Consider the following 17,925-nt stretch of genomic DNA (forward strand, 5'->3'; position numbering starts at 1 on the left):
ACGGACCGTCCTATCGGCGTAAAACACGCGGCATCCTGAAGTCCTTCCCGAGGTTTTTTAGATGCGTAAGTCGATTGTTACCGTGATCCTGCTCGCGTCCGCCGCATCGGCCATCGCGCAAACGCCTACGCCTTCGCCGACTCTCGCAAAGGCCGCCAAGGGCCCCGTCGCGGCCAAGGATGCCAACAAGCCGCAGATCGGCGATTTCGGCTTCGACATGGCCGGCCGGGATACCAGCGTGACGCCCGGCACCGACTTCTTCGATTACGCCAACGGCGGCTGGTTGAAGACCACGCCGATCCCCGCCGATCGCTCGTCCTACGGCATGTTCCACGTCCTCCAGGACCTGTCGCTCGAACGCACCCGCACGATCCTCGACGTGTCCGCCAAGACGCCCGGCGACAAGGTCGGCGACTTCTACACCAGCTTCATGGACGAGGCCGCGGTCAACGCGAAGGGGGCAGGGCCGGTCAAGCCGATGCTCGCCGCGCTGAAGGCGACCAACGACAAGACCGCGCTCGTCACCGAGATCGCCAAGCTCCAGCGTCAGGGCGTCGGCGGCCTCGTCGGCGTCGGCGTGCAGCAGGACGACAAGGACCCGACCACCTATGTCGTCAGCCTCGGCCAGAGCGGCATTGGCCTCCCCGATCGCGATTATTACCTGAAGGACGACGCGAAACTCGCCACGATCCGCACCGCGTATCAGGCGTATCTCACGCGGATGCTGACGCTCGCCGGAGAGCCCAACGCCGCCGCCCGCGCCGCCGCCGTGTTCACCATGGAGAAGGGCCTCGCGACCGCGCACTGGACGCGTATCGAGAGCCGCGACGCCGACAAGACGTACAACAAATGGACCGCCGCCGACTTCGCCGCGAAGGCGCCCGGTTTCCCGTGGGCGCAGTACATGACCGCGATGGGCGTCACCGGCCGTCCGTTCTACCTCGTCGCGCAGCCAAGCGCGGTGACCGGCGAAGCGAAGGTGTTCGCCGACACGCCGGTGAACGTCCTCCAGGACTATGCGATGCTCAAGGTGCTGCGCGCCTACGCGCCGTATCTGTCGAGCGATTTCGACAAGACCAACTTCGCGTTCTACGGCACGACGCTGTCGGGCACGCCTGAGCAGCAGGTCCGCTGGAAGCGCGGCGTCTCGACCGTCTCGGGCGCGATGGGCGAGGCGATCGGCCAGCAATATGTCGCCAAGTATTTTCCCCCCGCATCGAAGGCCGCGGCCGACGATCTCGTGAAGAACGTCATCGCGGCGATGGGCGAACGCCTGAAGAACCTAGAGTGGATGGCGCCCGAGACCAAGACCAAGGCGCTCGCCAAGCTCGCCGCCTTCACCCCGAAGATCGGCTATCCGGACAAGTGGCGCGATTATTCGGCGCTCCAGATCCAGCGCGGCGATCTCGTCGGTAACGTCGCGCGCGCCAACGCATTCGAATACGATCGCGACCTGAAGAAGCTCGGGGCACCGATCGATCGCGGCGAGTGGTTCATGACGCCGATGACGATCAACGCCTACGCAAACCCGACGATGAACGAGGTGGTGTTCCCAGCCGCGATCCTCCAGCCGCCGTTCTTCGATCCAAAGGCGGACCCGGCGGTCAATTACGGTGGCATCGGCGCAGTGATCGGCCACGAGATCAGCCATCATTTCGACGACCAGGGCCGCAAATACGACCTCAACGGCAAGCTCACCGACTGGTGGACGCCGCAGGACGTCGCCCGCTTCAAGGTCTTCACCGATGCGCTCGTGAAGCAGTATGACGCGTACGAACCGCTCCCCGGCCAGCACATCCAGGGCGGCCTGACGCTCGGCGAGAACATCGCCGATCTCGCCGGCCTGACGGTCGCCTACGACGCGTACCACAAGTCGCTCGGCGGCAAGCCGGCGCCGATCATCGACGGCACCACCGGCGACCAGCGCTTCTACTATGGCTGGGCCGGCGTCTGGCGCACCAAGTTCCGCGACGCCGCGCTCCAGCAGACGTTGCTGTCGGACCCGCATTCGCCGGGTCACCAGCGCGTCCTGACGGTCCGCAACCTCGACCCCTGGTACGCCGCATTCGGCGCCAAGCCGGGCGAGAAGAGCTACCTCGCCCCCGCCGACCGCGTTCGTATCTGGTAGAACGACCTCGCCGCATACCCCGATTTGGTACCTCCCCGGCGAAGGCCGGGGTCCAATTGGGGGACAGGCGTAACGGTGGACTGCCCCTCGTTATCAAGACCTTTCCAATTGGACCCCGGCCTTCGCCGGGGAGGTAGTCTTGATAGTTTGTGCCAACGAAACTCCCGGAGAACCCCATGAAGTCCTTCATCGTCGCCGGCCTGCTCGCCGCAACCGCCATCACCGGCGTCACCGCCGCCATCTCGCAAACCACCGAACCGAAGCCCGCCGCCGCTCCCGAAGCGTCGACCGGTGCCCAGTTCGGCAGCTTCGGCTTCGACGAGAAGGGCATGGACAAGACCGTCCAGCCCGGCGACGACTTTTACACGTTCGCCAACGGCAACTGGGCGAAGACCACGCCGATTCCCGCCGACAAGTCGAACTACGGCGCGTTCAACCTCCTCTCCGACCTGTCCGAGACGCGCACCCGCGGCATCCTCGACACCGCCGCCAAGGATCCGAACTCGAAGATCGGCCGCGCCTATGCGACGTTCCTCGACACCGGCACGATCGAGGGCAAGGGTCTCGCCCCGATCAAGCCCTGGCTCTCCAAGATCGCCGCATTGAACGACCGCGCCGGCTATCCCGCCCTCCTCGCCGAAGCAGATCGCGCCGGGATCGGCGGCCCGTTCGGCGGCGGCGTCGGCCAGGACGACAAGCTCCCTGAGCAATACGCGCTCTCGCTAGGCCAGTCCGGCCTCGGCCTCCCCGACCGCGACTATTACCTCAGCACCGACGCCAAGCTGGTCGAGGCACGCACCGCCTACCGCGCGCACATCGTCAAGATGCTCACCCTCGCCGGCGAACCCAATGCCGAGGCCCGCGCCACCGCGCTGCTTGGCTTCGAGACCGAGATCGCCAAGGTCAGCTGGACCCGCGTCGACAGCCGCGACGCCACCAAAACCTACAACAAGATGACCGTCGCCGATCTCGCCAAGCGCGCCCCCGGCTTCGACTTCGCGGCCTATTTCAAGGGCATCGGCACCCCCGTCCCGACCGTCATCGTCGCACAGCCCTCGGCGATCACCGGCATCGCCAAGCTCGTCTCGACCGCGCCAATCGGCGTGCTCAAGGACCAGCTGATCCTGCGCTCGCTCGACGGCTATGCTGACGTCCTCCCCAAGGCGTTCGATGCCGAGCAGTTTGCGTTCTACGGCACCGTCCTCGGCGGCACGCCCGAGCAGGAGGCGCGTTGGAAGCGCGGCGTCCAGTTCACCTCCGGCGCGCTCGATGACGAGGTCAGCAAGCTCTACGTCGCACAGTATTTCCCGCCCGAGACCAAGGCCGCAGCCGACAAGCTCGTCAAGAACGTGCTCGCCGCGATGGGCCGCCGGATCGACAAGCTCGAATGGATGGCGCCCGAGACCAAGGTCAAGGCGCACGCCAAGCTCGCCGCGTTCACGCCGAAGATCGGCTATCCGAGCCAGTGGAAGGATTTCTCCGGCCTGACGATCACGTCGGGCGACGCGTTCGGCAACGAATGGCGCGCGAACGAATGGCAGCACCAGGACAATATTTCCAAGCTCGGCAAGCCGTTGCAGCGCTGGGAATGGGGCATGACGCCGATGACGGTGAACGCCTACGCCAATTTCGGCATGGTCGAGATCGTCTTCCCCGCCGCGATCCTGCAGCCCCCGTTCTTCGATCCGAAGGCCGACGACGCGGTCAATTACGGTGGCATCGGCGCGGTGATCGGCCACGAGCTGAGCCATCACTTCGACGACCAGGGCTCGAAATACGACGCGCATGGTCAGCTCACCGACTGGTGGACGCCAAAGGACATCGCCGGCTTCAAGGCGCTCACCGGCAAGCTCGGCGCGGAATATGATGCGTACGAACCGCTCCCCGGCATGCACGTGAAGGGCGAACTGACGATGGGCGAGAACATCGCCGATCTCGCCGGGCTCACGGTCGCCTACGACGCCTACCATACGGCCTTGGGCGGCAAGACCGCGCCGGTCCTCGACGGCTTCACCGGCGACCAGCGCTTTTATCTCGGCTGGGCGCAGGTCTGGCGCCGCAACTACCGCGAGGCCAATCTTCGCAACCGGTTGCTGACCGATCCGCATTCGCCGTCGCAGCAGCGCGCCTGGGTCGTGCGCAATCTCGACCCCTGGTACGCGGCGTACAAGCCGACGGCCGGGCAGAAGTTGTACCTCACTCCGGAGCAGCGCGTTCGTATCTGGTAACGAGAACACCAAGCGCTCTGGTTCCCGCGCGAAAGCGGGGGCCCAGGAGTCACAAACGCCATCCCCCGCAACCCTGGACCCCCGCCTGCGCGGGGGAACATGCTTCCTAGCCGAAGCACACTCTCAAACCGTCATCCCAGCGAAAGCTGGGATCTCCTCATGTGGCGGGTGTAGCGTGCAGCGGGGGAGACCCCAGCTTTCGCTGGGGTGACGATCTTTGGTAGAGTGTCGATTATGCGGCGGCGGCCACCTCTCCAGCTGGGCCGGCCTTCGCCGGGGTGGGCGCCTCCTCTGTAACGCGGCCATCACGCTAAGACTAACCGCCCGACAAAACCGCAACCCGCTTGACGCCCAGCCCTGCAACAGCGGATGACGCCCCCGATGGCATCGTTCGCTTTACCTACCTCCGCACGCAACGCAGCGCTCGTCGCCACGCTCTCCGGTGTCGCCGCCGCAGGACTCGTCCTCCTGCTCGTCGGCAGCTGGATCGCCGCCGCTGGCTTCTTCGCCGCCGCCATCATCGTCATAGGCGCGCTCGTTGCCTGGCGTATGCTCAACCCCGACACGGCGGGCGCCCCCCGTCCGGTCGACTGGGACCTAACCCGCGCCGTCGCCGAAGCCGGTACCGACGCGGTCGCGATCACCGACCGCGCCGGTCGCCTCGTCTGCGCGAACGATGCGTATGAAGCACTTTTCGACGGCTTCCCGACACCGCCCGGCCTGCCGCTCGACGACGCCGGTATCGCCGCACTCGCCGACGCCGGCCGTTCCGCCTGGCGCGACGGCAGCGCGCACGTGGAGCGCCTCAACGCCCGCAACCTGTGCCTGTCCGCGACCATCACCCGCGCCGGCGACGATGCCGACATGCTCGTCTGGCGCTTCGTCACCGCGCAGGAACACGATCTCGCCGAGACGCTCACCGCCTTGCTCGCCGGCCCGACCGGAGACCGGCTCGGCGGCAGCGGCATCATGGCGGCGCTGCTGTCCCCCGACGGCCGCGTCCGCACTGCCAACCGGGTCTTTCGCAAACGCGCCTGCGGTAACGAATACGACCCGATCGACGGTCGCGACTTCGCCCGCTTCCTCATCACCGACAGCCGCGGCCTGGTCCGGTTCGAGCGCGAAGGCCTCGAAGGCACGCCGTTGCGCGTCCTCCAGATACCGTTCCTCGACGGCGACGACGCACCCGTGCTGGTCGCGCTGCTCGACGAGGAGGAGAACGCCCCGGCGCTCGGTGCCAGCGCTTCCGCACATGTCCGTAGCCTCGTCAGCCTGATGCCGTTCGGCATGGCGCTGGTCGACCGCGACGGCCGCTTCCTGCAGATGAACGATTCGTTCCTCCGCGCGGCCGGCGTCAATGCGGTCGCGCCGCCGCTCTACCCCGGCGATCTCGTCGTCCGCGAGGACAAGGCCGCGGTCGCCGACGCGATCCGCAAGTTCGCGAACGGTGCGACGCACTCCGCCGACATGGCGGTCCGCCTCAAGGAACACCCCGACGAGCCGGTCGCGCTGACCATCGCCGGCGCGCGCGGGCTGGGCGACGCCGCCGTCCTGCTCAGCCTCAAGGACAATAGCGAGGAGAGCCGCCTCAAGCGCGAGGTGGCGCAGGCCACCAAGATGCAGGCGGTCGGCCAGCTCGCGGGCGGCGTCGCGCATGATTTCAACAACATCCTGACCGCGATCATCGGCCACTGCGACCTGATGCTGATGCGCCATTCGCCCGGCGACAGCGATTACGACGACATCCAGCAGGTCCGCACCAACTCGAACCGCGCCGCCAGCCTGACCCGCCAGCTGCTCGCCTTCTCGCGCCAGCAGACGCTCCGTCCGCAGATTCTCCAGCTCCCCGACGTCGTGTCGGAGGTGTCCAACCTGCTCAAGCGGCTGATGGGCGAGAATGTCCGCCTCGACATGACGCACGGCCGCAACCTCGGTCCGGTCCGCGCCGATCCCGGCCAGCTCGAACAGGTCGTCGTCAACCTCGCGGTCAACGCGCGCGACGCGATCGTCTCGGCCAATGCGCGCGGTGGCGGCGTGTTGACGATCACCACGCGTTCGGTGCCCGCGGTCGAAGTGCGCGAGATGGCGTCCGACATCCTGCCCGTCGCCGATTATACCGCGCTGGTCGTGTCCGACACCGGCACCGGCATTCCCCCCGACGTGCTGCCGAAGATCTTCGAGCCGTTCTTCACCACCAAGGAATTCGGCAAGGGCACCGGTCTCGGCCTCTCCACCGTCTACGGCATCGTCAAGCAATCGGGCGGCTACATCTTCGCCGACAGCAAGCTGGGGCAGGGCGCCACCTTCACCATGTACCTGCCGGTTCATTCGGCGCCGGCGGCGACGCGTCCGGCGGTCGTCAAGCCGGCGCCGAAGCCCGTCGACCTCTGGGGCACCGGCACGATCCTGCTGGTCGAGGACGAGGACATGGTCCGCGCCGTTGCCGAACGTGCACTTGCACGCCAGGGTTATACGGTGCTGACGGCCGAGAATGGCGAAGTCGCGCTCGAAGTGCTCGAGAAGAACGGTCGTCCCGACCTGCTTATCAGCGACGTGGTGATGCCGCAGATGGATGGCCCGACGATGGTCCGCCACGCCCGCGAGAAATACCCTGACCTGCCGATCCTGTTCATGTCGGGCTATGCCGAGGAGCAGTTGCGCAAGTCGATCGATCTCGACAATGTCGCGTTCCTGCCGAAACCCTTCTCGGTCCAGGAGCTCGCCGAAGCGGCACGAGACGTGCTGGCCACGCGCTGACTCGAACAAGATGTTGGAAGTCGTAACAATCCCGACTATGCGAAGGCCATGACCGCTACCCAACAGATCCTCATCGTCGAGGACGAACCGTTGATCGCTATGATGCTGGAGGATTTCCTCGAAGTGCTCGACAAGGGAGTCGCGGGATCGGTCGATACCGTGGCCGACGCGTTGAAGCGTATCGAGCAAGGCGGCGTCGACGGCGCGATCCTCGACGTGAACCTGCGCGGCGGTGAGAAGAGCACCGCCGTCGCCGAGGCTCTGGCCGCGAAAGGCGTCCCCTTCGTCTTCGCAACCGGCGGCGGCGACGATGGCGTGGCACCAGAGTTCCGGGATCGCCCGCGGTTGCAAAAGCCCTTCACTATGGACGGCGTAGCAAAGGCACTAGAGGGCCTCTGACCCTTCTTCACCCCTCCCTGAAAGGGAGGGGTCGGGGGTGGGTAGGCCGCTTGGCGAGGGGGACGTTCACCTTAAGCCGTCATCCTGACGAAAGTCAGGACCCAGAGCCAAACAGCGCAGCGTCCGTGATCCTGGATCCTGACTTTCGTCAGGATGACGCACAAAGAACTCCTTCGTCATTCCCGCGAAGGCGGGAACCCATATTGGCTAGCCTCAGCGATGGGATAGCGAACCCTTGAGGATCTGGATCCCCGCCTTTGCGAGGATGACCGAGACCGGTGCTGAGCCTCCACTTAAAAATCGACGCAACTCTCTTGCGCAAATACCCCCTCCCGCGACATAGGCGTTCGCCATGACCCGCACATTCGATAAATCGCGCCTGCCGAGCCGTCACGTCTCCGTCGGCCCAGAGCGCGCCCCGCACCGCAGCTATTACTATGCGATGGGCCTCGACGAGGAGCAGATCGCCCGCCCGTTCGTCGCGCTTGCCTCCGCCGGCAACAACTCCGCGCCCTGCAACACCACGCTCGACGCGCAGGCCGATGCCGCGCAGGCCGGCGTCATCCAGGGCGGCGGCATGCCGCGCCGGTTCAACACGATCACCGTCACCGACGGCATCGCGATGGGTCACCAGGGCATGAAGGCCTCGCTGGTAAGCCGCGAAGTCATCGCCGACTCGGTCGAGCTTTCGGTCCGCGGCCATTGCTACGACGCGCTGGTCGGGTTCGCCGGCTGCGACAAGTCGCTTCCCGGCATGATGATGGCCATGCTTCGCCTGAACATCCCGTCGGTGTTCGTCTATGGCGGCTCGATCCTGCCCGGCCGCTATCAAGAGCGCGACGTCACCGTCGTCGACGTGTTCGAGATCGTCGGCAAATACGCCGCCGGCGCGTGCCCGCTCTCCGAAGTCCACGCGATCGAGAAGGTCGCCTGTCCCGGCCACGGCGCGTGCGGCGGCCAGTACACCGCCAATACGATGGCCTGCGTCGCCGAGGCGATCGGTTTGTCGATCCCGAACAGCAACATGGTGCCCGCACCTTACACCACGCGCGAACAGATCGCCGTGGCCGCCGGCGCGCAGGTGATGGAGTGCCTCGCCGACAACATCCGCCCACGCGACATCTGCACGCGCGAGGCGTTCATCAACGCCGCCCGCGTCGTCGCCGCGACCGGCGGCTCGACCAACGCCGCGCTGCATCTCCCTGCGATGGCGTCCGAAGCCGGGATCGAATTCGACCTTTTCGACGTCGCCGAGATCTTCAAGACAACGCCGTACATCGCCGACCTCAAACCCGGCGGTAAGTATGTCGCCAAGGACATGTACGAGGCCGGCGGCGTCTACATGCTGATGAAGACGATGCTCGCGGGCGGCTTCCTCAACGGCGACTGCCTGACGGTGACCGGCAAGTCGCTCGGCGAGAATATCGATCAGGTGACGTGGAACCCCGACCAGAAGGTCATCTACGACATCAAGACCCCGCTGACGCCCACTGGCGGCGTCGTCGGCCTGCGCGGCAGCCTCGCCCCCGACGGCGCGATCGTGAAGGTCGCGGGCATGCACCGCCTCCAGTTCTCAGGGCCAGCGCGCGTGTTCGATTGCGAGGAAGACACCTTCGCCGCGGTCGAAAAGCGCGAGATCAACGAAGGCGAAGTCATCGTCATCCGCTACGAAGGCCCCAAGGGCGGCCCCGGCATGCGCGAGATGCTGTCGACCACCGCCGCGCTCTACGGCCTCGGCATGGGCGAGAGCGTCGCGCTGATCACCGACGGCCGCTTCTCCGGCGGCACGCGCGGCTTCTGCATCGGCCATGTCGGGCCCGAAGCGGCGGAGGGCGGTCCGATCGCGCTGGTCAAGAATGGCGACATCATCCACATCGACGCCGAAGCCGGCACGATCGACCTCGACGTTCCCGAGGACGTCATGGCGGAACGTCGCGCCGCATGGGTGCCGCGCACCAACGATTACGGCTCGGGCGCACTCTGGCGCTATGCGAAGACCGTCGGCCCCGCGTACAAGGGTGCCGTCACGCACCCTGGAGCCGCAGCCGAAACCCATGTCTACGCGGATATTTGAGCCCACGCGGAAATATGAGCTGAGACGAGTGTCTTGGCCAAACCCGCACTCCGCCCGTCACCCCAGCGAAAGCTGGGGTATCCCGGTAGGCGCGCGTCGTGACCCGATCGGGGAAATCCCACCTTTCGCTAAAATGACGGAAGGCAGCGTGGATGACGGCTTCGGTAGGACATGCAACCGAGTCTTGTGGCTTGCCCTCCTTGCGCTGCCCCTCGCGGCATGCGGGCCCGGAAAACCGTCCAGCGCACGGGTGGCGGCCGAGCAGGCCAGGGAGTCCGCCGGCGACCTCCGCATTCCCTGCGCACGCGGGACTGCGGTACTCCAAACGGTCTGCACGATCGAACAAACCAGGGGCGAGACCGGCCAGATCCTGACGATCCGCCACCCCGACGGCGCGTTCCGCCGCCTGCTCGTTACAGACGACGGCCGCGGCGTTGTCGCGGCGGACGGGGCAGAGGTTGCGAAGGTCGGCCTGATCGAGGGCAACGGTATCGAAGTCGAACTCGGCGGCAACCGCTACCGCCTACCCGCCACCGTCAAGGGCGCGACCAAGCCGTCATGATCGGCATCGCAGGCCAGCCCATCCTGACCGCTGCCGAAATGCGTGCGGCGGAAGACGCGGTAATCGCGACCGGCGTATCGGTCGAAACGCTGATGGACCGCGCCGGCACCGCGATCGCGGGCGCCGTTCGCCGGCTGGCCGGCGCGAACGAAGTCCTGATCCTCTGCGGGCCCGGCAACAACGGCGGCGACGGCTACGTTGCGGCGCGCGTGCTGGCGGAAATGGGTGTTTCGGTTCGTATCGCGGCGCTGTCGGAACCCAAGACCGATGCGGCGAAGTCGGCGAGGGCAGGGTGGTCCGGCCCGGTCGAAAAGCTGGCGGAGGCGAAACCCGCTGCGATCCTCGTAGACGCACTGTTCGGCACCGGCCTGACCCGCCCGCTCGATGCCGCTCCCCATCCAAGCAGTTCCCTCGCGGACGCGGGGGCCCAGCTGAATCCCAAAGGCTCACCTAACGGCCTATCCTGGGCCCCCGCATCCGCGGGGGAACGGTCTGTCGTTGGATGTTTCCATTCCCTCGCCAATGCCGCGCAGCTCAGCATCGCCGTCGACCTCCCCAGCGGTCTCGCCACTGACTCTGGCGAGGCCCTCAGCACGCCCCCCGTCTTCGACCTCACCCTCGCCCTCGGCGCCGTAAAGCCAGCGCACCTCCTCCAGCCCGCCGCGCGCTACTGCGGCCAGATCCGCCTCCTCGACATCGGCGTCCCTACCGTCAGCCAAGCCGAAGTCCTGAAAGCCCCAAGCCTCCCAACCCCCGGCCCGGACTCGCACAAATACACCCGAGGCATGGTCGCGATCATCGGCGGCGGCATGTCAGGCGCCTCCGACCTCGCAGCCCTGGCCGCGATGCGCGCCGGCGCCGGCTACGTGACCCTGCTCGGCGACAGCGAAGGCCCCCCGCACGCGCTCGTCCGCATGCCGTTCTCCGACCACGCGCTCGCCAACGACCGCATCGGCGCGCTCGTCATCGGCCCCGGCCTCGGTCGCGACGATACCGCCAACGCCCGTCTCGAAGCCGCGCTGACCTCGGGCCACCCGCTGATCATCGACGGCGACGCGCTCCGCCTGATCGACCCCGACCGCATCAAAGCCCTGAAGGTCCCCGTCATTCTCACCCCGCACGCCGGCGAGTTCGACGCGCTCTTCGGCAAATCCAATGACGACAAGGTCACCCGAGCCCGCCACGCTGCCACCCGCGCCAACGCCGTCGTCGTCTTCAAGGGCGCCGACACCGTCATCGCCGTCCCCGACGGCCGCGTCCGCATCGCGCAAGGGTCCAGCGACTGGCTCTCCACCGCCGGCACCGGCGACGTCCTCGCCGGCGCGATCGGCGCGATGCTCGCTGCCAGGCTCGATCCGCTCGACGCAGCCTGCGCCGGAGTGTGGCTCCACGGTGACGCTGCCCGCCGATTGGGCGCGGCTTTCATCGCCGACGACTTGGCGGAAGCGCTCCGGTCGGCCAGACCGGCCCCATGACCACTGACTCGACCCCTGAAACGAATATCGACACGATCGTCCGCGTCGCGGCGCGCGGCGACGGCATGACCGCCGACGGCCGCCACGCCGCGTTCTCGGCACCCGGCGACACGCTCACTGCCGACGGCACCGTGATCCCCGGCCCGCACCACCAGACGCCCCCCTGCGTGCATTTCCCGACCTGCGGCGGATGCCAGCTCCAGCATCTCGACGACCAGGCCTATGCCGAGTTCGTCACCGACCGCATCGCCTCCGCGCTCGACGGCCAGGACCTGTCCGCCCCGATCCGCACGCCGCACATCTCCCCCGAACGCAGCCGCCGCCGCGCGACGCTCCACGCCGAGGCCAAGGGTGGCAAGATCACGCTCGGCTTCACCGCGGAGAAGGCGCACACGATCGTCGACATCAAGGAATGCTGGATCCTCGACCCGCGCCTCTTCGCGCTCGTCCAGCCGCTCCGCCAACTGCTCAAGCGCCTCAACTTCCGCCGCCGCGCCGACATCCACCTGACGCTCGCCGACCAGGGCGCGGACATCCTGATCACCGGGTTCGCCCCCGAAGGCCTGCCCGCCGCCGAAGCGCTCACCAAATTCTGCGAAGACCACAAGATCGCCCGCGTAGCCTTCGACGACGGTCTCGGACCCGAGACGCGCTGGGAGCCCGACGCGGTCACGATCACGCTCGGCGGCGTCCCCGTGCCGCTTCCGCCCGCGTCGTTCCTGCAAGCCACGCCGGATGGTGAGGCCGCGCTCACCGCTGCCGTCCTCGAAGCGATCGGCAAGCCCGCGACGGTCGCCGACCTGTTCGCCGGCCTCGGCACCTTCACGCTTGCGATTCCAGCGAAGGTCTACGCGGCCGAAGGCGCACGCGACGCGCTCGGCTCGCTCAAAGCCGCCGCGCATCGGACGCAACGCCCGGTCTACCCGGAGCACCGGGATCTCTACCGCCGGCCCCTGACGGTGGCCGAACTCGACCGCTTCGACGCGGTGGTGATCGATCCGCCCCGTTCCGGCGCGCGCGAACAGGCGACCGCGCTGGCGGAGTGCAAGACGCCCGTGATCGCCTATGTCTCGTGCAATCCGGCCAGCTTCGCGCGCGATGCGAAGGAGCTGTGCGATGCGGGCTGGCGGATCGACTGGGTCCAACCGGTAGGTCAGTTCCGTTGGTCGACGCATGTGGAGTTGGCTGCGAAGTTCGTTCGGTAACTGAGCAAGATTGTTCCCCCGCGAAGGCGGGGGCCCAGTCTGGGTCCCCGCCTTCGCGAGGATACAAGCTTGTCAGGGATACACGGCGCTCACGAAAAACAACCCGTCAGGCGGCGCATTCAGCCCTAGCCTCGCCCGATCCTTCGCCTCGAGCGCGGCCGCAACATCGCCAACCGCCCAGCGCCCCATACCCACCAGCGCGAGGCACCCGACCATCGACCGCACCTGATGGTGCAGGAACGACCGCGCCGCCGCGTAGACGAACAGCCGCTCCCCCTCGCGTACCACCTCGAGCCGGTCCAAAGTCCGCACCGGACTATCCGCCTGGCAATGCGCCGACCGAAACGTCGTGAAGTCATGCCGCCCGACCAGCGCCCCCGCAGCCTCCGCCATCGCGTCCGCATCCAGCAACTGCGGCACCTGCCAAGCCAGCCCCGCCTCGAACGTCAGCGGCGAGCGCCGGTTGACGATCCGGTACTCATACGACCGCCCGACACACGAAAACCGCGCATGCCAATCGTCATCGACCACTTCGCACGCCAGCACAGACACCGGCGCCGGCTTCACCAACGCGTTCAGCCCCTCCATCAACCGAAACGCCGCGAGCGGCTTCGCGATGTCGACATGCGCGCGCATCGCCATCCCGTGCACCCCCGCATCGGTCCGCCCCGCGGCCTGCACCGACGCGGTCTCGCCGGTCATCTTCAGTACCGCCGCCTCCAGCGCCGCCTGCACGCTCGGCCCGTGCTTCTGCCGCTGCCAGCCCATGAACGGCCGGCCGTCGAACTCCACCGTCAACGCGAACCGCGTCAAAGCTGCGTCCCCGACCGGATCGCAAACCCGCGCAGCATCTCTTCCGCCGACGTCACGCCGCGACCCGCCCGCTGCACCAGGGTCGGCCGGATCGCCCCATCGCCGCACCCGATCGTCAGCTCGCCGTTGACCGTCAGCCCCTCGCACCCGAGAAAGCTGAACGGCAACACGTCCGCCGCCAGCACCTTCACCCGCTCACCGGCATGCTCGAACCACGCCCCCGGCGCCGGGTTCATCGCCCGCACCAACCGCTCGACCTCGACCGCCGATCGCTCGAAATCGATCCGCGCCTCGGCCTTGTCGATCTTCGCCGCATAGGTGACGCTATCCTCGGGCTGCGGCCGGGCAGGGTAGGCGTCCAGATCGGCCAGCACCTCGACCATCAGCCGAGCCCCCATCGCCGACAGCTCGGACGTCAGGTCCCCCGCGGTCTTGCCGACGATCGGCGTCCGACCCTCGAGCCGCACCGGCCCGGTATCCAGCCCAGCCTCCATCTGCATGATCCCGACGCCCGTCTCGGCATCGCCCGCGAGGATGGCCCGCTGCACCGGCGCCGCCCCCCGCCACCGCGGCAATAGCGACCCATGCACGTTCAGACACCCGAACCGAGGCGCCTCCAGCACCGCACGCGGCAGAATAAGACCATAGGCCGCAACCACCGCAACATCCGCGTTCAAGGCCGCAAACGCCTCGCGAGCCTCCAGCCCCTCCGGCAGAGATGCCTTGAACGACACCGGCGTCCGCACCTCGATCCCCAGCGCCTCCGCCCGAACCTGCACCGGCGACGGCACCAGCTCGCGCCCCCGCCGCCCGCCCGGCCGGGCAGGCTGGCAATACGCCGCCACCAATTCATGCCCCGCCGCGACGAGGGCCTCCAGCACCGGCACAGCGAAGTCCGGCGTTCCCATGAAGATGATCCGCATGGCCCTCTCGAACACGCTGGCGGGGAGCCGCGCAACCCCCTATCTGTTCCCTATGGCATCCCCCGAGATCGAGGCGCTGACGCAGGCGCTGGCCCGGCTCCCCGGCCTCGGCCCCCGGTCCGCACGTCGCGCCGTGCTGCATCTGCTCAAGAAGCGCGATGCGGCGCTGGGGCCGTTGCGCGAGGCGCTGACCGCGGTCGACGAACGGCTGGAGAACTGTTCGACCTGCGGCAACGTCGACACCACCAACCCCTGCGCGATCTGCGCCGACCCGCGGCGCGACCAGCGTTCGCTGTGCGTGGTCGAGGAAGTCGCCGACCTCTGGGCGCTCGACCGCTCGCGCCTGTTCCCTGGCCGCTTCCACGTCCTCGGCGGCCGCCTGTCCGCGCTCGAAGGCATCCGCCCCGAGGATCTCAGCATCGACAGTCTCGTCCGCCGCATCGAAGCCGGCGGGATCGACGAAGTCGTGCTCGCAATGAACGCGACGCTCGAAGGCCAGACCACCGCGCATTACATCGCCGAGCGCATCGAACGCTTCCCCGTCCGCGTCACCCAACTCGCGCACGGCCTGCCGGTCGGCGGCGAACTCGACTATCTCGACGAGGGCACGCTGGCGCAGGCTTTGAGAGCCAGAAGGCCAATGGCTTGACGCACTCCGCTTGACGATGGGCCCACGCGTACCTTAGCGAACGCGCATGACCGTCATGACCGTTCTCGAAGTCCCCGATCCCCGCCTGCGCCTCGTCGCGCAAGCCGTGGAGACGGTCGACGACTCCACCCGCACGCTCGTCGCCGACATGATCGAGACGATGTACGACTTCAACGGCATCGGCCTCGCCGCGACCCAGGTCGGCGTGCAGCAGCGCGTCCTCGTCATCGATCTCCAGGAGGAGAAGGACGAGGAAGACAAGCCGATCAAGGACCCGAAGGCGTACATCAACGCCGAGATCCTGTCGGTCAGCGAAGAGATGTCGACCTACAACGAAGGCTGCCTCTCGATTCCGGAGCAGTATGCCGAGGTCGCACGGCCCGCGCGCTGCCGGGTGAAGTGGCTCGATGAGACCGGCGCGACGTTCGAGGAAGACCTGGACGGCCTGCTCTCGACCTGCATGCAGCACGAGATCGACCATCTCAACGGCGTGCTGTTCATCGATCATATCAGCCGCCTGAAGCGCGATATCGTGCTGAAGAAGCTGGCAAAGGCGCGCAAGCTGGGGTGAAGCGTGGGTGTCGGTGCTGTCCGTGCTGAGAGTGCGGGCCTGAGAGCGCGCGGCTCATTCACCCAGCATGCTACCACCCCGGCGAAGGCCGGGGCCCAGTTGGAAAGGTCGCAGTAACGACGCGCTGCCCTAAGTTGGCAACGTCCCCCAACTGGGCCCCGGCCTCCGCCGGGGTAGTGCTGGTGGAAAAGGTGCCGACCTGCCCCTAGTTCCCCCGCGAAGGCGGGGGCCCAGGACCACAAGCGCCACCGCTTATAACCCTGGACCCCCGCCTCCGCGGGAGAACAATATTCCGATTGTCCTGCATCAATCGTTCGACGTATGTTCTCACCATGACGTTTCGAACCTTACCTCGAATTCCCTTGATCCCTGCTCTCGCTTCGGCGGCGAAAAATGGCTGAGTTCGCTATCATCGCCGTCCTTGCGCTAGCCGCCGGCATCCTCCTCGGCTGGCTTCTGGCCGCCCGCCGCGCCGCAACCCTCGCCAGCGAACTCGCCGTCGCCCGAACCAAGGTCGCCGACGCCGATCTCATCCGCACCGCGCGCGACGCGGTCGAACGCGAACGCAACGCCGCGATGCAGGACCTCGCCACCCTCCGCGCGCAGAACGCCGAGCGTACCACCGACACCGATCGCCTCCGCATCGACCTCGCGACGATCCGCACCGACCGCGACGCCGCCCGCACCGAAATCGCGACACTGAAGGCACAAGGCGAAGCGTTCGAAGCGCGCCTGCTCGAACTGCGCGAGGCGAAGGACGTCATGGCCGCGCAGTTCGGCGACGTCGCCAACAAGCTGCTCAGCGACGCGCAAAAGACCTTCCTCGACCGCGCCGACGCTCGCTTCCGCCAGTCGGAGGAGACCGCCGGGCAAAACCTGAAATCGATGCTCCAACCCGTCAGCGACCGCCTGCAACGCTACGAAGAGGGGGTCGCCAAGGTCGAGGCCGAGCGCCGCGATGCGTTCGGCGACCTCAAGGGCCAGATCGAACAGATGCGCCTCGGCCAGGAGAAGGTCTCGACCGAAGCCGCCAAGCTCGTCAATTCGCTCCGCAATGCCCCTAAATCCCGCGGTCGCTGGGGCGAGCAGCAGCTGAAGAACGTCCTCGAAACCTGTGGCCTCAGCGAGCACACCGACTTCCAAACCGAAGTCAGCGTGGCTGTCGGTGATGACGGCGCGAGATTGCGCCCCGACGCGATCATCCGCGTTCCCGGCGGCCGCGCACTGGTCATTGACGCGAAGGTTTCGCTCAACGCGTACCAGGACGCGTTCGGCGCGGTCGATGACGCCGAACGCCTGATCGGCCTCGCCGCACACGCAGCCTCGATGCGCGCGCACGTCAACGGGCTCGGCAACAAGGCCTATTGGAGCCAGTTCGCCGACACGCCCGACTACGTCATCATGTTCGTCCCCGGCGAACATTTCCTCTCGGCCGCGCTCGAACACGATCCGACGCTCTGGGACTTCGCCTTCGAAAAGCGCGTGCTGCTGGCAACGCCCACGAATTTGATCGCGATCGCCCGCACGGTCGCCGCGGTCTGGCGCCAGGAAAAGCTCGCCAACGAAGCACGAAAGATCGGCGAACTCGGCAAGGAAATGCACGATCGCCTTGCCAAGGTCGCGGACGACCTGCGGAAAGTCGGCGTCGGTCTCAACAGCGCGGTGAAGAACTTCAACGGCTTCACCAATTCGTTCAACAGTCGATTGATGGGCACGGGCCGGAAATTTCGCGATCTGAATATCGAGACGGGCCCACGCGATCTTGAGGACGTGCCGCTGGTAGAAGCGCTAGCGTTAGGCGAGGGGCCCGCGCTGATCGAGAAGCCGGAGAATGTCGAAAGCTGACCTTCCACTACCACCACCCCGGCGAAGGCCGGGGCCCAGTTGGGGGACGCGGATGATGGGCGCTGCGATCCGTTACTCCAGCTTTCCCACCTGGGCCCCGGCCTCCGCCTTGGTGGCGCTAAAAGAGGGTTTTCTCCGAACCGAAAACCGATCGGTACAAAATTCGTTCATCTCTCGGCAACCTTTCCCGACGCCGAGCATTAACCGGATAATAGTCCCTCACGAGTCATCCGGTCATGAAACACCTAGTCCCCATCCTCTGCGCCCTCATCCCCTTCGCAGCCATGATCGGCGCC

At 67.0% G+C, this 17,925-nt stretch carries 13 protein-coding genes; 11 read left to right on the forward strand and 2 right to left on the reverse strand.

The window, feature by feature from the left end; translation table 11 throughout:
* The first annotated feature begins 61 nt into the window (after positions 1–61).
* From SJY41_RS01945 to SJY41_RS01980, 8 genes are all read left to right on the forward strand, one after another.
* Positions 62–2,128 carry a M13 family metallopeptidase gene (locus SJY41_RS01945; protein WP_380778596.1) on the forward strand — a complete coding sequence of 689 codons (2,067 nt, stop codon included), beginning with the start codon at positions 62–64 and terminating at the stop codon, positions 2,126–2,128.
* Positions 2,129–2,304: 176 nt separating this feature from the next.
* Positions 2,305–4,356, forward strand: a complete 2,052-nt coding sequence (locus SJY41_RS01950) for a M13 family metallopeptidase (RefSeq protein ID WP_380778597.1) — start codon at positions 2,305–2,307, stop codon at positions 4,354–4,356.
* A gap of 381 nt (positions 4,357–4,737) precedes the next feature.
* Complete coding sequence (locus SJY41_RS01955) at positions 4,738–7,113, forward strand: response regulator (protein ID WP_380778599.1); 2,376 nt, start codon at positions 4,738–4,740, stop codon at positions 7,111–7,113.
* A 48-nt stretch (positions 7,114–7,161) separates the two neighbouring features.
* On the forward strand, positions 7,162–7,512 hold the full coding sequence (locus SJY41_RS01960; protein WP_380778601.1) for a response regulator: 351 nt from the start codon (positions 7,162–7,164) through the stop codon (positions 7,510–7,512).
* Positions 7,513–7,864: 352 nt separating this feature from the next.
* The gene (gene ilvD, locus SJY41_RS01965) at positions 7,865–9,586 is read left to right on the forward strand and encodes a dihydroxy-acid dehydratase (RefSeq protein ID WP_380778602.1); all 1,722 of its coding nucleotides are present in this window, start codon (positions 7,865–7,867) and stop codon (positions 9,584–9,586) included.
* A 184-nt stretch (positions 9,587–9,770) separates the two neighbouring features.
* Positions 9,771–10,148, forward strand: coding sequence for a hypothetical protein (locus SJY41_RS01970; protein WP_380778604.1), 378 nt, complete (start codon positions 9,771–9,773; stop codon positions 10,146–10,148).
* Positions 10,145–11,623 carry an NAD(P)H-hydrate dehydratase gene (locus SJY41_RS01975; protein WP_380778606.1) on the forward strand — a complete coding sequence of 493 codons (1,479 nt, stop codon included), beginning with the start codon at positions 10,145–10,147 and terminating at the stop codon, positions 11,621–11,623. Before SJY41_RS01970 ends, SJY41_RS01975 begins: the two co-directional genes overlap by 4 nt.
* Positions 11,620–12,828 carry a class I SAM-dependent RNA methyltransferase gene (locus SJY41_RS01980; protein ID WP_380778608.1) on the forward strand — a complete coding sequence of 403 codons (1,209 nt, stop codon included), beginning with the start codon at positions 11,620–11,622 and terminating at the stop codon, positions 12,826–12,828. Before SJY41_RS01975 ends, SJY41_RS01980 begins: the two co-directional genes overlap by 4 nt.
* 72 nt (positions 12,829–12,900) lie before the next feature.
* Here SJY41_RS01980 and truA read toward each other — a convergent pair whose 3' ends face one another.
* Entirely contained in the window at positions 12,901–13,641 is a 741-nt protein-coding gene (gene truA, locus SJY41_RS01985; RefSeq protein ID WP_380778609.1) for a tRNA pseudouridine(38-40) synthase TruA, read from the reverse strand.
* A complete protein-coding gene (fmt, locus tag SJY41_RS01990; RefSeq protein ID WP_380778611.1) occupies positions 13,638–14,564 on the reverse strand; it encodes a methionyl-tRNA formyltransferase in 927 nt (308 codons plus the stop codon). Before fmt ends, truA begins: the two co-directional genes overlap by 4 nt.
* Positions 14,565–14,616: 52 nt before the next feature.
* On the opposite strand from fmt, the gene recR reads away from it, so the two are divergent.
* From recR to SJY41_RS02005, 3 genes are all read left to right on the forward strand, one after another.
* Positions 14,617–15,213, forward strand: a complete 597-nt coding sequence (gene recR, locus SJY41_RS01995; RefSeq protein WP_056052820.1) for a recombination mediator RecR — start codon at positions 14,617–14,619, stop codon at positions 15,211–15,213.
* A 46-nt stretch (positions 15,214–15,259) separates the two neighbouring features.
* Positions 15,260–15,784: a peptide deformylase gene (gene def, locus SJY41_RS02000; protein ID WP_380778613.1), complete on the forward strand. Its 525-nt coding sequence runs from the start codon at positions 15,260–15,262 to the stop codon at positions 15,782–15,784.
* 393 nt (positions 15,785–16,177) lie between these two features.
* A complete protein-coding gene (locus SJY41_RS02005) occupies positions 16,178–17,629 on the forward strand; it encodes a DNA recombination protein RmuC (RefSeq protein ID WP_380778614.1) in 1,452 nt (483 codons plus the stop codon).
* Positions 17,630–17,925 lie beyond the last annotated feature (296 nt).

Origin of the sequence: Sphingomonas sp. R86520 (assembly GCF_042466285.1) — a bacterium.
In the GTDB taxonomy this organism is placed as follows: domain Bacteria; phylum Pseudomonadota; class Alphaproteobacteria; order Sphingomonadales; family Sphingomonadaceae; genus Sphingomonas.

What these genes read in the sequence shown, in the direction of transcription:
- SJY41_RS01960 (WP_380778601.1), top strand. Translation starts at nt 7,162, where the DNA reads ATGACCGCTACCCAACAGATCCTCATCGTCGAGGACGAACCGTTGATC.
- SJY41_RS01945 (WP_380778596.1), top strand. Translation starts at nt 62, where the DNA reads ATGCGTAAGTCGATTGTTACCGTGATCCTGCTCGCGTCCGCCGCATCG.
- SJY41_RS01975 (WP_380778606.1), top strand. Translation starts at nt 10,145, where the DNA reads ATGATCGGCATCGCAGGCCAGCCCATCCTGACCGCTGCCGAAATGCGT.
- SJY41_RS02005 (WP_380778614.1), top strand. Translation starts at nt 16,178, where the DNA reads ATGGCTGAGTTCGCTATCATCGCCGTCCTTGCGCTAGCCGCCGGCATC.
- SJY41_RS01955 (WP_380778599.1), top strand. Translation starts at nt 4,738, where the DNA reads ATGGCATCGTTCGCTTTACCTACCTCCGCACGCAACGCAGCGCTCGTC.
- fmt (WP_380778611.1), bottom strand. Translation starts at nt 14,564, where the DNA reads ATGCGGATCATCTTCATGGGAACGCCGGACTTCGCTGTGCCGGTGCTG.
- SJY41_RS01980 (WP_380778608.1), top strand. Translation starts at nt 11,620, where the DNA reads ATGACCACTGACTCGACCCCTGAAACGAATATCGACACGATCGTCCGC.
- SJY41_RS01950 (WP_380778597.1), top strand. Translation starts at nt 2,305, where the DNA reads ATGAAGTCCTTCATCGTCGCCGGCCTGCTCGCCGCAACCGCCATCACC.
- ilvD (WP_380778602.1), top strand. Translation starts at nt 7,865, where the DNA reads ATGACCCGCACATTCGATAAATCGCGCCTGCCGAGCCGTCACGTCTCC.
- def (WP_380778613.1), top strand. Translation starts at nt 15,260, where the DNA reads ATGACCGTCATGACCGTTCTCGAAGTCCCCGATCCCCGCCTGCGCCTC.
- recR (WP_056052820.1), top strand. Translation starts at nt 14,617, where the DNA reads ATGGCATCCCCCGAGATCGAGGCGCTGACGCAGGCGCTGGCCCGGCTC.